This is a genomic window from Thermostichus sp. MS-CIW-25 (genome assembly GCF_054060015.1).
In genome coordinates this window covers 24821-39224 of record NZ_JBSSCS010000021.1, presented here as the reverse complement: position 1 = coordinate 39224, position 14404 = coordinate 24821, and the positions used below count along the sequence as shown (strand labels likewise).

Here is a 14404-nt window from a genome sequence, read left to right as displayed (position 1 = left end):
CTTGGCGTGCCAATGGGAACTTTTGGGGAGCGAGAGTGCCCTCCTTGGGTTTGCAGAAATACAGCAGTTCGATCCCTGATGAGCGTTGGGTGTGAGGAGTAGGAGTGAGCGTGAACATGGTGCGACAGTGGGTGAGCGCAGTACTCTGCGTGGTGGGTGGATCGTTGATGTCGGGGCTTTTGTCCGGCTGTGCCATCCCGATGCCTTCGGCATCTGCGGGAGTTTCTGAAGTCCAAGTGCGCTTGGTGCATGTGGCCCCCAATGCCCCTCGGATCGACTTGGAAGTGGGAGGGGTGAGAGCTGCTCGGGGCATAGCCTATGGCTCGGTGAGCGAGTACGTGCGCATACCGGCGGGCGAGTACGACATTGTTTTGTTTTCAACGCCTGAGAACCCTGGCCAGCCTGCGAGTTCTTTGGTTGCGGCCAGAACCGTAGCCAATCTCAGGGGCGGGGGAGTGTTCTCGGTGGTGGCCGCCAATGAGCCGAATCGCATGACAGCCCTGGTCTTAGAGGACAACATCCATCCGCCGTTTGATCAGGCCCTGGTGCGGTTTGTCCACGCTGCTCCCGATGCGCCGGCCCTGCAATGGCAAGGAGAGCAAGGGCGGGTACTGCTGCCCCAGTTGGCGTTTGGACAGGTGTCCACCTTTCAAGCCATGCGCCCCGGCTTTACCCAAATTCAAGTGGCCATAGCCCCTTCAGCCCCTGGGCCAGGTGTGCAGTCGGCTCCCAGCCGGAGCATTCCCTTGCAACGGTTTGACCTGCAGTTGGAGGCGGGGAAAGTCTATACCCTCTATGTAGCGGGATTGTTGCGCAGCAATCCGGCCTTAAGCCTGGTGCTGGCAGAGGAAACTCGAGCTCGCAGGCTCCTATAGCCAAGGTGTTTCGGTCTCTCTTCTCCTTACACTGAGTTAAGGAATACCTCAGGGTGGGGGCAGATAGGGAATATGCTCTGTGGTGGAGCAGGCCAATGCCGTTGGCGTTCTCCGCTGCCAATATGATCTTACAAGGATCTCAGAATCCTAACATGCGGTGCGAAGCACTAGGGGATGCAGCCTGTGGATGCTTTGTTTCAAGTTGTGGTGCTGAATCAAACCCCAGATCCAGAACGGGTCATCTACCAGGCAATGCACCAGGATTACAGCCCTGATTTTGTCACCTCAGAAAGCCGGATCCCGGAAAAGTATGGAGAGGCCGTGGTGCGGCATTTGCTGGAGGGCAACCGTGGCCACTATGGGCCTCTAGAGCATCCTCAGATCACCTTTGGGGTGGGCTATTTTCCCCACGCCGTCATGCAACAGGCCCGTACTCATCGGGTGGGAATTTCTTTTGATGTTCAATCCTTCCGATATACAGGCCAGCAAATTGCCGATTTGGGCAAAAAGCTCTTGTTCGCGTCAGCGGTGCGGAGCACAACCGAGACTGCTGCTCCTGTTGGCGAGACCGGCTACGGTTGCGTCAGCGATCGCGTCAGCGGGCCGGAGGCCTATCGCGACAGCGGTGCGGAGCACATTGCGGAGCACAGTGGCGGGACGGAGTCCTCCTTGTCTTTGCAAGAGCTGGAAACTTTGTTTTACGTTCCTGCCAGCGTCAAGGAGGGCAAGGCCAAAACCCGCCAAGGCTTTAGGCCCATCTCCCCCGAAGCTTTGGATATCATTCTTGCGCAATATCGCAGCCAGGCCATTGCTTATTATCGCCTGGTAGAAGAGTGCGGATTGCCCTATGAAGATGCTCGCAACATCATTGGCTACGGGATCCGACAACACTTCGTGGTCTCTTTCAATTGCCGTAGTCTAATGCATTTTTTGGATTTACGAGCCAAAGAAGATGCTCAACGAGAAATTCAACATCTGTGTGAACTGATTTGGCCCCACTTTGAAGCGTGGTGTCCCCACGTGGCGGCCTGGTATCGTAAGCATCGCTGGGGAAAGGCTCGATTATCCCCCTAAACTTAGTTTAGATAGATATGCTCTGCTAACCCCTTCTGCGGCTAATCCTGTTTTTGATCTTTTGTTGGGTTACGGGTATGGATCCCGAAGCTTATGAGCAAATGGCAGGCTTGGAAGACCGGCATTGGTGGTTTTTGGGTCGCCGTCACATTCTGAGTCGGGTTATTGGATCCCTGTCGCTTCCCCCCTCTGCTTATATTTTGGAAGCTGGCTGTGGTAGCGGCGGCAACCTGGAGATGTTGTCCAGATTTGGCAAAGTTTGGGCTATGGAAAAGAGTGAAATTGCACTGCCGCTGGCCCAAGCTCGCGGTATTGGGATCGTGGCAGAGGGGGAGTTGCCAAACCGGATCCCCTTTGGTTCTCAACGATTTGATTTGATTGCTTTGCTGGATGTGCTGGAGCATCTGGAGAATGACAAAGAAGCTCTCCTAGCCCTCAGTCAAAGGTTAACCCCATCTGGCTACTTAGTTGTAACTGTTCCGGCTTATCCGTGGCTGTGGAGTTTACATGATGAGCTTAATCATCACAAGAGACGATATACCCGCGGGCAACTTTTGTCGTTGCTTAAAAGCTCAGGTCTAGAAGTTTATACCCTTGTTTTCTTCAACAGTTTTCTTTTCCCAATCATTTCAGGGATCCGCATAATGCAGAAAGTGCTTCGCCTGAGGGAAAGCCAAGATCTGAAAATGCCGCCGCTTTGGCTCAATCGACTGCTGACGGGTATTTTTGCTGCAGAAGCCTATCTGATACCTAGGTTTTCCCTGCCCTTTGGTGTGTCTCTGCTGGCAGTAGCCGGCCCAGCAAAGAGATCGTAGTATCCTGCCATCGTTGCTGTTCTCAGACTGCACTTTGATCGTTGCTTAATCTCTCATGTTTTGACGTTGAATGCCTGCAACTCTGGTAGTTTCTGCTGCAGTTTTTTTCGACATTGCTTAGCTTGCTCAACACGAATTTTTATAGTCATTTTAGGCTGGGGTGAGATGCCCGGACTACTGAGGAAGGCGTTCTGGCCCTGTGCATTATTGCTCCGCAACGCTGACGCGAAGACGCGACGACGCGACCGACGTTTTAGGTGTGGGCCCAGTGTCCTAGTTTGAATCAAAATGATCCTATCTCTGCACAATAGGAATCCCAATCGCTTAAAGAACTTCTTTTGTGTCTGCAGCATAAATCCCTTTGAAGCCGGGAAAGGCTGCAAGTTGATTATCTGGCGAGGGCTACCCATTCAAGTTTTGGCCAACACTGATCTCGTCCAATATCTTCAGATGCGCAATCTTTTCTGTAAGATTGTCAACAGTCTTGATGCCGAAGGAGATAACCCTTGGCCGAACGCGGCTATAAAACTCGTCTGGATCTGCATCGTTTGTGGGTGCCCTTGGCCTGTTTCGGGGATGGCCTTTGTATTTGGTTGGCCTTTGGGGCGGGCTACTGGCTGCGCAGCTTGCGTCCTCATCAGCTCTTGCCTTGGGATGTCTACGCGGCCTTGGGATTGTTGACCGCCCTCAGTTATTGGGGCATTCAGGCGGGCTTAGGCGGATACGGTGAGTCGAAGCGCTTGTCTCGCTTTGAAGAATGGGCCAGTTTGCTGGTGGGGTTGGGATTGACGTTTGGTTTGGTGCTGGCAGGGGCCTTTTTCGTTCGCTCGGTCTCTTTGTCGCGGCTGGTGGTGGGCTACGCCGGCTTGTTGGCTCTGCTGAGTTTGACTTTGGTACGGGTGGGGTTGCGGCTGGGCATGGGCTGGTTGTGCTCTAGGGGCTACGGTCGGCGGCAGGTCATCTGGGTGGGATCCTGGTCGGTGTTGGCGGAAGTGTTGGAGCGATTGCAGCGATCCCCGCAGTTGGGCTTCCAGGTAGTCGCCTGGGCAGGCGTAGAGCAAGGCTCTTTTGAGGAAGATCCCCCATCTCAAAATGGGGATCCCTGTCAAGATTCATATCCAGTACTAAACACCGCCCGCCCTACCTCTGACGGGGTTAAGTCTGCCGCCAGGACTCTGTCCGGCTCATCCCGAGGAACCCTCTCCTGCTTGTGCAGTCAGCTTGAGCCTTCCTGGTCGGCTCTCGAGCGGCTGGATCTGGCCCATTTGATCGCCTATCTGCAAGCTCACCCAGAAGTGCAAGAGGTGTGGTTTGGGCAACCGGAGCTGGCAACTGCTCCTCTATTGCTCAGTTTGCAAGCGTTGTCGGTGCAGGTGCGCTTGGTGCCGGATATCTTAAGTTTTTTAACGGTGAACTTCAGCCTGCAGTCTCTCGACGGGATCCCGCTGCTAACTCTGCGTCAGCCCCCTTTGCGCTACGCCCACAACCGTCGCATCAAACGGGCCATCGACATTCTCGGCGCCTCTCTAGGGCTTGTGCTGCTGAGCCCCCTGTTGTTGGTGATTGCCCTGTTGGTAGCCTGCACTAGCCCTGGCCCCATCTTGTACTGGCAGGAGCGGGTGAGCTTGGATGGCCGCCGCTTTTGGATTGCCAAGTTCCGCACCATGCGAGTGGATGCTGAGGCAGCCGGCCAGCCGGGCTGGACGCGCCCCGGGGATCCGCGCCGAACCAAGATAGGAGCCTTTTTGCGCCGCACCAACCTGGACGAGCTGCCCCAACTGTGGAACGTCCTGAAAGGGGAAATGAGCCTAGTGGGCCCCCGCCCAGAGCGGCCCTACTTTGTCGAGCAGTTTAGCCAGGAGATCCCCAAGTATCCGGATCGGCATTTGGTAAAAAGTGGCCTCACCGGCTGGGCCCAGATCCACGGCCTGCGGGGAGATACCAGCATTGCCCGCCGCACCCAGTATGATCTCTACTATGTGCAAAACTGGTCGCTGTGGCTGGATCTGCGCATCCTGGCCATTACCCTTTGGCAAGGGATCCGCGGACGGCTGACCGGATATTAGGGGTTGCTTATGCCATCCTCGCCCACGCCCCAAGAACTCCTTTACGAGGGCAAAGCCAAACGGGTCTACCGCACCGCCGATCCCCAGGTTTACCTCTGCCAATACAAAGACGACGCCACGGCTTTTAATGCCCAAAAGCGGGGATCCATCCCCGGCAAAGGAGAAGTCAACTGCACCGTCTCTAGCCGGGTGTTTGCCTACCTGGCGCAGCAGGGTATTCGCAACCACTTCTTGAGCCAGACCGGCCCCCGTGAGATGCAGGTGCGCGCCCTACAGATCCTGCCTTTGGAAGTGGTGGTGCGCAACCGCACTGCCGGCAGCCTCTGCCAGCGCTTAGGCCTGGAGCAGGGCCTGCCCATCGAGCCACCCCTGGTGGAGTTCTACTACAAAAACGACGCCTTGGGAGATCCCCTGGTCACTCCCGACCACATCCGCCTGTTGCACCTGGCCACGCCGGAGCAGGTGGAGAAACTGGGATCCCTGGCTTTGGCAGTCAACACTCACCTTGGCAACTTCTGGCGGCGCTGCCGGCTGGAGCTGGTGGACTTTAAGCTGGAGTTTGGCCTGGACGAGGAAGGGCAGATTTGGCTGGCGGACGAGATCAGCCCCGACACCTGCCGCCTGTGGGATCTCCAAGGGACTGAGCCGCGGGTGCTGGATAAAGACCTTTTTCGCTTTGATCTCGGCGATCCGGCAGCCGGCTACCAAGAGGTGCTGCAGCGAGTGCTCCAGGCTACTGATCCCAATCTCCCCTCTCCTGCAGCGCGGGAGAGGGGCAGGGGGTGAGGGTGCCATGACTTCTCCCCGCCCCCCCGGCCCTGACGAGCGCTTCCGCCGCCAACTGGCCGACCTGCTGAACACCTGGGTGGAGCAGGGGTTGATCGAACCTGCCCAACGGGATCGCCTGCGGGAGTATTACCAACTGGAGAGTTTGCAACGCTCAGCCGGCGGGCGATTTGCCCTGGTGCTGCTGCTGTTTGGCGCAGTTCTGGTGGGCCTAGGGGTGATCTCCTTTGTGGCGGCCAACTGGGCTGCCATTCCCCGCTGGGCAAGAGCCTGGGGGTGCTTGGCCCTCATGGTAGGGCTGCAGGTGGCTGGCTTCCAGGTTTGGCAGCAGGGATCCCGACGGCTGGGCAGCGCCCTGCTGATAGCCGGTGAACTGACCCTGGGAGCCTGTATTGGCCTGATGGCCCAGTGGGTTCAGCTTGGGGGATCTGCGGCAGGCTTGTTTTGGGCCTGGGGGATGGGCAGTTTGGCCATGGCCTACGGCTTGCGTCACAGCCCCAGCGGTGTACTGGCCTGCGTTCTGCTGGGCTCGGAGATGGTAGCCGACTTCGTGGATTGGGGGACTGTCAACTTCCTGATACATTTACGCTGAACACTGCTGAACATCACTGTTCAACTATGCAGCGATAGCATTCTGTTTGTTTCCAACCAGAATGGCGGTATCCCGCAAAGCTTTGAGTAGAATACCCAAAGCGCAGTTTCCGTGTCGTCTTACTACCAATTTTCTGCTTTGCTTTGGCTACCATGTTGGCAGACTCGAAAGTAAACAGAAAGATCAACTGGTAGTAATCCGTACTGAGCATATTATACATTATTTTCAGTATAGTTGAGCTTATTATTGACTAGAGTCATCCTCTATCCTTGGTTGACCCTGGGCCTGCTGGTTCCTCTGGCCTATTGGTGTTGCTCTCGCTGGGTTTTTGCCCTGGCCGTGGTGAACTTTGGCCTGGCGTTGCAAGGGTTAGCCGAGCGTTTGGGCAGCTCTTTCCAAGGTTTAACCCTTTTGCATCTGCTTGGTGTTGCAGTTGTGTGGGGGTTGGGTCTGTGGCACCAACGCCATAAGCCTTGGCTAAGCCGGGTTTTAACTGAAGGAAGGGATCCAGAGCTTCCCGGCGAGCTGGAGCAAGGCTTGGATTTGGCCCCGACAGCCCAGAACTTGGCTCTGCTGGGGTTGGGTGTCCTGCTCTATGTCTGGAGCTTTGTCGGGACGTGGGTCGATCTTTCCGAGGATCCCCTCTGGAACGTTGGGGATCCCTGGGCGAGCTTGTCGGCAGTGGGGTTGCTGCTGCTGGCGGGCTGGGGCTGGTGGCAGGGTTGGCAGGAGAAGAGATCCCAGCCCGTTTCGTCTTGGCTGAAGGATGCTGCTGTTCTGATTTCTCTGGTTGCCTTGGCGCTTTTGCTGGGGATCGGCAGCGCTGTGCCTTTGAACGTGACGGCAGGAGCAGCCTTGGTCCTCTTTGCCCCCTGGATAGTGACCTTGCTGTTGCTGGGGCTGTCAGCAGTGCTCTGCTGGGAAGGGCTACAGCAAGGGCGGCGGGGGCGCTTCTGGCAGGGACTGTTGGGGCTAACCCTGGTGGTGCTGACCCGCTTTTTCGAGTACCCAACCGGCCTGTTGGCCAAGTCGGCGGTGTTGGTGGCCTGTGGGATCGGGGTGATCTGGATTGGGCTGAAGTTTGAGCGGCGCATCTTCTCCAGATCCTAAGTTTTCTTTCCCTTCTGGGAAGCCAAGTCCGCTTGGTTTAATTTGGTTTAACTAAGCGCACCTTAAGGCAAAGACCTAAATTAAGCTTAATTAAATTTCACAAGGTTTGAGGAACCTGCTCGTATTCCGGAAAGTCTTTGCTACCAGATTATTTTTCCTCTCCGTCGGCTTTAGCTGTAACTGAGGAAGAACGGGCATCTCTATACTTTTAAGGTTTGGAGAACACAGATGAAAGCAGGGCTTCACTTGGGCATTTTGGCTCTACTACTCACACCGTTTTGGGAGAGTGGTTTTCTTTCGGGTGTTGCCTTGGCTGAAGATCATCTTTTAGTGGCTCAGGCCCCGGAGCCAGCTAGGCAGCCTATGCCTTCTGTGCCTAGATCGATACCCTCCCCAGTTCCCATAGCTCCGGCAGAATCCTCAGCTGACCCTAGCTGAAGTTCTCAAAGCCTACTCAGAAAAAGTAGGAAAGCCTAACGGCGGGCCTGGGCAAAAATGGCCTGCAAAATCTCGTCGGCCCCCTGTTGTTTTAGCTTTTCTGCAAGAGCCATCCCCACTGCCTCGGGATCGGCGGTGGATCCCGTCTGAGTATCGCGGATGAGCCGCCGGCCATCCAGGTCGGCCACCATACCGGTTAGGTGCAGCGCCTCCCCTCGGACTTGGCTGTGAACGCCAATGGGCACTTGACACCCTCCCTCCAAAGCCCGCAGGAAAGCTCGCTCTGCCAAGCAGCGGGCTGTGGCCTCCGCATCGGCCAAGGGTCGGATAAGCTCCAGAATCCGCTCATCTCCCTGCCGACACTCGATTCCCAGGGATCCCTGCCCAACCGCGTACAGAGACACGCTGGGATCCAACACCTCGTGGATCCGGTCGGCTTTGCCCAGACGCTTCAAGCCGGCCACCGCCAAAATCAGGCCATCGTACTCTCCCCGCTCCAGCTTAGCCAGGCGGGTGTTGAGGTTGCCCCGCACATCCTTAAAGTGCAAGTGGGGAAAGGCATGGCGCAGTTGGGCCAGCCGCCGCAGCGAGGAGGTGCCAATCACTGTTCCTTCGGGCAGGGTGGCCAGTCGGTAATCCCGGAACTTTTCCCCCACCACCAAAGCATCCAGGGGATCCTCCCGCCGCGTGATTGCCCCCAACACCAAGCCCTCCGGCAGGCGAGTGGGCAAGTCTTTAAGGCTGTGTACCGCCAAGTCGCTGCTGCCGTTGAGCAGGCTAACCTCCAATTCCTTGGTAAAAAGACCTTTGTCTCCAATTTTGGCCAGTGCCACATCCAGGATGATGTCTCCCTGGGTGGAGAGAGTGTTGAGCTCCAGGGGTAATCCCGGATGGTGTTCTTGCAACTGACCCATCACCCACTGGGTCTGCACCAAAGCCAACTCGCTTTTTCGAGAGGCGATCCGCACCGGCTTGGTGATCCCAGCAGAGGGCTTGGAAGGGGTCGAGGCCCGTTCGCTCATGGCTGCCGCAAAAAAGAACACTGTCTCTCACGCTAGCCGAATCTGTGCCAGGGCAAGGCGGCGGCCTTTAAGATCCTTAACCAAAATTGCAGTTTCCCGAAATCAAGACTTTACCGCAGGGATCCCAGCCGGTAGGATAAGTAGATGGATTCTCCGGCTCGGCGGGGGAGGATCCGGTCTGTCAAGCTCCTCTTCCCCAACCCCAGAGCTTTTGAGGGGAGCTTTCTACAATGGGCACAAGCCCCTGGTTTGGTTGGTCGTCTGCCTGGATGAGTCTTATGGAAGAAAACAACGTCAGCAACGGCACTCAATTACTGCTCAAACGCAACATTCCCGTTAAGGTGGTGGTCACACCCCTTTGGAAAAAGGAAATGCAGGAGCAATTAGAGCGGCAGATCGAAGCCACCGATGCTCAAATGCAACAGCTGGAGTTTCAGGGCAAGCGGGCTATTGCCGAACTGGAGAAACAGAGCCCCAACCCCAACAGCCCCCAAGTGCTCCAACAGGTGGAAGCGGTGAAAAGCCGCGTGAACGAGCAGAAAATCCGCCTCTTGGATCAGAAAAACCAATTGTTGCAGCAGATCAACCAACTGAGCACCCTGGAGCTTAACCAAGAAGTGCTGCAGGGCAATGTGGAGAGCTTCTTCCGAGTCCAAAAAGGAGACAACCTGATCCAGAAAATGCAGGTCGAGATCCTTCTGGAAGATGGGGTGATCAAAGAGATTCGCGGTAACCCATAGGCTACTCACCCCCTTGCCGGAGAAGCGGCAGTCGGGATCCCCAATTTTTCTCGCCTGTAGGTTCTCGAGAACTCCGTTTCGCCAACACAATGGGTGACAATAGGTAACAACCTCTTAACAGCCTTTGGGTTAACGCTTGGACAGGCTGGTGAGGTTGGGTAGCGTTGTCGCCCGGGGGAGGATTCCCATGTCTGAGTTCGTCTGGTCAGAGCCAGAGCCTCTCGAGGATCTTCATCTTCCCGATTGGTTGCTCACCTCGGCCCAGCGCCGCCGTCTCAAGGCTCTGCTGGTTCTGGCCATGGTGTGGGGGTTGGTCAGCCTGATGCATGTGGTGCCGACGGCCCGTTGGATCACCGTTGGTTTGGCTACGTTCATGGTGATCCACATTAGCCGCTTATTTCGCCTGCAACCGGCGACCTCCCTGCCCCCTCTGAGACTTCCTCCTGCCGCTGCGACCCGCCGGGATGCCAGGTCAACAGATAACAGCGATGACCCTAACAACAATGACTCTGTCCTGCCAATGCAACGGGATGGGCAGAGCGGGCTTTCTGAGTTGGGCGGGCTGGCCTTGCCCCGTGTGGCCGTGTTGATCCCAGCCAAGAACGAGAGCGCAGTACTCCCGCGTCTGTTGCACAGCTTGACCCAGCTCCGTTACCCCACCAGCCATCTGGAGCTGTGGGCCATCGACGACAACAGCAGCGATGCCACCCCTGACGTTCTGCGGGAAGCCCAAAAGCGGATCCCCCATCTGCGGGTTTACCGGCGGCAGCCAGGACGAGGGGGGGGCAAGTCCGGCGCCCTCAACGAGGTACTGCCCCTGACTCAAGGGGAGATCATCCTGGTCTGCGATGCCGATGCTGTGGTGCCCTCGGATTTTCTTGCCCGCACTCTGCCCTTGTTTGTTCAAGTGGGAAGCCTGCGCAGCCGTTTCAGCAGACGGACGGTAGGCGCTGTCCAGGTGCGCAAGGCCCTGAGCAACCCCAAGGTCAACTTCTGGACTTTGGGGCAGGTGGCGGAAATGGCCTCTGATGCTTACTTCCAGCAGCAGCGCGTGGCCGTGAGGGGTATTGGCGAGCTACGTGGCAACGGCCAACTGGTGCGGCGAGATGTTTTGGAAAAGTGCGGCGGCTGGAACGAGGCCACCCTCACCGACGACTTGGATCTCACCTTTAAGCTGCACCTGGCGGGCGTAGATATCGCCTTTCTGCCAGAGCCGGCCATCGTCGAAGAAGGGGTCACCTCTTGGAAAAGTCTCTGGCACCAGCGCTGCCGCTGGGCGGAAGGGGGCTACCAGCGCTATCTCGACTACTGGCCAGGGATCCTCGGTCGCCGGATGGGGATGGCCAAAACGGTGGATCTCTGGGCCTTCTTTATTTCTCAGTACTTGCTGCCGATGGCCTTGGTTCCCGACACCCTCTGGGTGCTGTTGGCGGGCCACTCCTCGGTGCTGCTCCCCTTGAACGCTCTGGTGATGGGCTGCCTGACGGTGGCTTTTTACCGGGGGCTACGCCAGGTGGAGGGCTTGCGCGGACGGCGACTTTGGTGGCACACTGCCCTGGGCTTGGTCTACATGCTCCACTGGCTGCCGGTTATGATCGCCACAACCGCTCGCATGTGTGTACAGCCCAAGCGCCTAAGGTGGGTGAAAACTGTTCATCACGGCGCTTGAGGTCAGCAAGTTGGATCCAATCCTGCTATCCTAGTCAAGCACCTGCTCACGCCCCGCTCGACCATGGCCCGCCTCTACTACGACACCGACGCCAACCTGGAGCCTTTGGCCGATAAAACCGTTGCCATCATCGGCTATGGCAGCCAAGGCCACGCCCACGCCCTCAATTTGCGCGATAGCGGTGTCCAGGTCATCGTTGGCCTTTACCCTGGCAGCCCTTCCTGGCCCAAAGCCGAGCAAGACGGCTTAATGGTCAAAACGGTGGCGGATGCTGCCGCTGCCGCCGATTGGGTAATGGTTTTGCTGCCCGATGAAGTGCAAAAGGCCGTTTTCCAGAGCGAAATCCGTCCCCACCTGCAGCCGGGGAACGTGCTCCTCTTTGCCCACGGCTTCAACATTCACTTCGGGCAGATCCAGCCGCCGGCAGACGTGGATGTCATCATGGTTGCCCCCAAAGGCCCTGGGCACTTGGTGCGGCGCACCTACCAAGCGGGGGAAGGGGTGCCCTGCCTGTTTGCCGTCTATCAAGATGCTTCGGGAATAGCACGGGAGCGGGCCATGGCCTATGCCAAAGCCATCGGCGGCACGCGGGCCGGCATTTTGGAAACCACCTTCCGGGAAGAGACCGAAACCGACCTCTTTGGCGAGCAGGTGGTGCTCTGCGGTGGGCTGACGGCTCTGATCAAAGCGGGGTTTGAAACCTTGGTGGAAGCGGGCTACCAGCCAGAACTGGCCTACTTCGAGTGCCTGCACGAGGTGAAGCTGATCGTGGATCTCATCGTCGAGGGCGGCCTGGAAAAAATGCGCCAGAGCATCTCCAACACGGCAGAATACGGCGACTACACCCGTGGCCCCCGCATCATCACGGAGCAAACCCGCGCCGAGATGAAACGCATCCTCGCCGAGATTCAAAGCGGCCAATTTGCCCGTGAATTTGTCTTGGAAAATCAGGCCGGCAAGCCAGGGCTTACTGCGATGCGGCGCCGCGAGGCCGAACACCCCATTGAACAGGTGGGCAGGGAGCTGCGGGCCATGTTTAGCTGGCTAAAGAAATAGGTCGGATATCTGGAGCTGAGGGTAGACCATCTCTGTGCTGGATCTGAAGCTGCTGCGGGATCGCCCTGAACAAGTACGCCAAGCCCTGCAAAATCGCCGGGCCACAGTCGATCTGGACGGGATCCTGCAGTTGGATCGGGAGCGGCGGCAGTTGGAGGCCCGCAAGGGCTCCCTGCAGGCTGAAAGCAACAGCCTCGGCAAAAAAGTCGGCGAGATCCTCCGCCAGGGGGCGGATCCCCAAGGCCCCGAAGTGGCTGCCCTACGGCAGCGGGGGGTGGATCTCAAGGCCGAGATTGCCCAACTGGAGCAGCAGGAACGGGAGCTGGAAGAGGAGATTCGCGCTCGGCTGCTTACCCTGCCCAATTTGCCACTGCCCAGCGTGCCGGTTGGCCGAGATGAGGCCGACAATGTAGAGGTGCGCCGCTGGGGTGAGGAGCTAAAGCCGGCCCATCCTGTCCTTCCCCATGACGAGATTGCCGAAAAACTGGGGTTGCTGGAGATTGGCCGTGCGGTCAAAGTGGCCCAAAGCCGCTTTGTGGCTATGGTAGGGGCGGGCGCGGCCCTGGAACGGGCTTTGATTGCCATGATGCTGGAGCGCCACGTTGCAGCCGGCTACACCGAGGTGATCCCACCCTTTTTGGTCAACAGCGCCGCTTTGCAGGGGACGGGGCAGTTGCCCAAGTTTGCCGAAGACAGCTTTCGCTGTGCTGACGACGACCTGTGGCTGATCCCGACGGCGGAAGTTCCCCTCACCAACCTGTACCGGGATGAGGTAATCCCTGCGGAGTCCCTCCCTCTTTACTTCTGTGCTTACACCCCTTGTTTTCGCCGTGAGGCGGGCAGCTATGGCCGCGACACCAAGGGGCTGATCCGGTTGCACCAGTTTCAAAAAGTGGAGCTGGTCAAGGTCACTCGCCCAGATCAATCGGAAGCCGAACACGAGAAGCTGGTGCAGGATGCCGAGGCCATCTTACAGATGCTGGAGCTGCCCTACCGGGTGGTGGAGCTGTGTAGCGGCGATTTGGGCTTTGCGGCAGCCCGCTGCTTTGACTTGGAGGTGTGGTTCCCCTCCCAAAATCAATACCGCGAGATCTCCAGTTGCTCCAACTGCTGGGACTTTCAGGCCCGCCGTGCTAACCTGCGCTACAAAGAAGCCGGCCAGAAAGGCACCCAGTTTGTCCACACCCTGAACGGATCTGGCTTGGCGGTGGGGCGCTCTCTGGCTGCCCTGCTGGAAAATCACCAACAGCCGGATGGCTCGATTCGCATTCCCAAGGCGCTGCGTCCCTTTCTCAGCTCCCGGTTTCTCTCGGAAGACGGGATCCTCATTCCTGCTGTCTGAGCTCAAACTCAACCCAGTTTGATTGAGACTCGATTGAGACGCTCCTGCCCACCCGGCAGACGCCCTTATCTTTTCTGCAGTTTGGAAATGAATCAGCTTGACCTGCTCCTCGCTCTACAAGGATGAGGATCCCTGACGCCTCAGGGAGACGTCTCACATAGTCTCACATACAGGTAGTCTTCAAATCCATTTTCCTATTGGGCTATCCTTTCGCTTGGGATTTGCCCTTGATGCGATCCAACTCAGCTTGCAATTCGGCGATCTTCTGGCGCAAACGGGCCGCTTCTGAAAGTTCGATGGCCGTGCCTGCCTCGCCCTCGGCATTGCTAATGTCGTCGATGGTGATCTTGCGGGGACCGGCAGTTTGTCTGTCTTCTCCCTTGCGGTTGGCGTTGGCGGCGATGGCATCCATGTAAGCCCGCGCCTCTTCAGCGGTCATCGCCCCCCGCTCCACCAGCTCGTCCACCAAAGCTTGCGCCTGCTTGCGCAACTCCATCAGACGGATACCCGCTTTGCTGGCCACCTTGGCAGCATTATCCGCCGCCACAGCCGCCAAACCCATGCCGAAGTAAAAGGCTTTTTGAGCCCAGTTGGCGAGGGGATTGTCTGTTTCGGACTCGGACATAGTGTAATGCGCTGCTAGGGCAAGGAGGAGAGAACCCAGCAGAGAGAAGTAGGGCTGCAAAGGGCGACCCGGGTTGACGCGCCTGCTCAGAGCATCCCGTGGTGCTGCTATCTTCCGATCCTGACACGGTTTGGGCGTCGGAGCTGCACGGACCCAGGTCTTTCAGTAGCCTAGCATTTTTCCGTTCTGCCCTG

General features: G+C 57.6%; 13 protein-coding genes and 1 other RNA gene. 11 read left to right on the top strand and 3 right to left on the bottom strand.

Translation table 11 applies throughout. The features are described 5' to 3' along the window. Window positions 1-104: 104 nt before the first annotated feature. The 7 genes from ACVWZ1_RS08945 to ACVWZ1_RS08915 all read left to right on the top strand — a co-directional run bounded on the left by ACVWZ1_RS08945 (window position 105) and on the right by ACVWZ1_RS08915 (window position 7318). Window positions 105-875: a DUF4397 domain-containing protein gene (locus ACVWZ1_RS08945; RefSeq protein WP_457503174.1), complete on the top strand. Its 771-nt coding sequence runs from the start codon at window positions 105-107 to the stop codon at window positions 873-875. 183 nt (window positions 876-1058) lie between these two features. Then, window positions 1059-1949, top strand: a complete 891-nt coding sequence (locus ACVWZ1_RS08940) for an FAD-dependent thymidylate synthase (protein ID WP_414373723.1) — start codon at window positions 1059-1061, stop codon at window positions 1947-1949. 77 nt (window positions 1950-2026) lie between these two features. Beyond that, the gene (locus ACVWZ1_RS08935) at window positions 2027-2764 is read left to right on the top strand and encodes a class I SAM-dependent methyltransferase (RefSeq protein WP_457503173.1); all 738 of its coding nucleotides are present in this window, start codon (window positions 2027-2029) and stop codon (window positions 2762-2764) included. Window positions 2765-3270: 506 nt separating this feature from the next. Continuing rightward, window positions 3271-4830: a sugar transferase gene (locus ACVWZ1_RS08930; RefSeq protein ID WP_457503172.1), complete on the top strand. Its 1560-nt coding sequence runs from the start codon at window positions 3271-3273 to the stop codon at window positions 4828-4830. A 9-nt stretch (window positions 4831-4839) separates the two neighbouring features. After that, window positions 4840-5616, top strand: coding sequence for a phosphoribosylaminoimidazolesuccinocarboxamide synthase (purC, locus tag ACVWZ1_RS08925; RefSeq protein ID WP_099812564.1), 777 nt, complete (start codon window positions 4840-4842; stop codon window positions 5614-5616). Between the two features lie 7 nt (window positions 5617-5623). Continuing rightward, window positions 5624-6208, top strand: coding sequence for a DUF2157 domain-containing protein (locus ACVWZ1_RS08920; protein WP_457503171.1), 585 nt, complete (start codon window positions 5624-5626; stop codon window positions 6206-6208). Window positions 6209-6454: 246 nt separating this feature from the next. Continuing rightward, complete coding sequence (locus tag ACVWZ1_RS08915) at window positions 6455-7318, top strand: hypothetical protein (protein WP_414344428.1); 864 nt, start codon at window positions 6455-6457, stop codon at window positions 7316-7318. 473 nt (window positions 7319-7791) lie between these two features. Here ACVWZ1_RS08915 and hemC read toward each other — a convergent pair whose 3' ends face one another. Further along, window positions 7792-8778 carry a hydroxymethylbilane synthase gene (gene hemC / locus ACVWZ1_RS08910; protein ID WP_457503170.1) on the bottom strand — a complete coding sequence of 329 codons (987 nt, stop codon included), beginning with the start codon at window positions 8776-8778 and terminating at the stop codon, window positions 7792-7794. A 278-nt stretch (window positions 8779-9056) separates the two neighbouring features. Between hemC and ACVWZ1_RS08905 the strand changes: the two genes are divergently transcribed. The 4 genes from ACVWZ1_RS08905 (at window position 9057) to serS (ending at window position 13585) form a co-directional block, all read left to right on the top strand. Next, window positions 9057-9518 carry a YlqD family protein gene (locus tag ACVWZ1_RS08905; protein WP_011433386.1) on the top strand — a complete coding sequence of 154 codons (462 nt, stop codon included), beginning with the start codon at window positions 9057-9059 and terminating at the stop codon, window positions 9516-9518. 187 nt (window positions 9519-9705) lie between these two features. After that, complete coding sequence (locus ACVWZ1_RS08900) at window positions 9706-11187, top strand: glycosyltransferase (RefSeq protein WP_457503169.1); 1482 nt, start codon at window positions 9706-9708, stop codon at window positions 11185-11187. Between the two features lie 63 nt (window positions 11188-11250). Next, window positions 11251-12243 (top strand): ketol-acid reductoisomerase, encoded by a 993-nt coding sequence (gene ilvC / locus ACVWZ1_RS08895; RefSeq protein ID WP_457503168.1) that lies wholly within the window; start codon window positions 11251-11253, stop codon window positions 12241-12243. A gap of 34 nt (window positions 12244-12277) precedes the next feature. Beyond that, complete coding sequence (gene serS / locus ACVWZ1_RS08890) at window positions 12278-13585, top strand: serine--tRNA ligase (RefSeq protein ID WP_414380859.1); 1308 nt, start codon at window positions 12278-12280, stop codon at window positions 13583-13585. A 202-nt stretch (window positions 13586-13787) separates the two neighbouring features. On the opposite strand, the gene ACVWZ1_RS08885 is transcribed toward serS, so the two are convergent. Both ACVWZ1_RS08885 and ffs read right to left on the bottom strand, forming a co-directional pair. Then, window positions 13788-14210, bottom strand: a complete 423-nt coding sequence (locus ACVWZ1_RS08885; protein WP_457466947.1) for a hypothetical protein — start codon at window positions 14208-14210, stop codon at window positions 13788-13790. 62 nt (window positions 14211-14272) lie between these two features. Next, an RNA gene (gene ffs / locus ACVWZ1_RS08880) (signal recognition particle sRNA small type) lies at window positions 14273-14370 on the bottom strand. Between the last annotated feature and the right edge of the window lie 34 nt (window positions 14371-14404).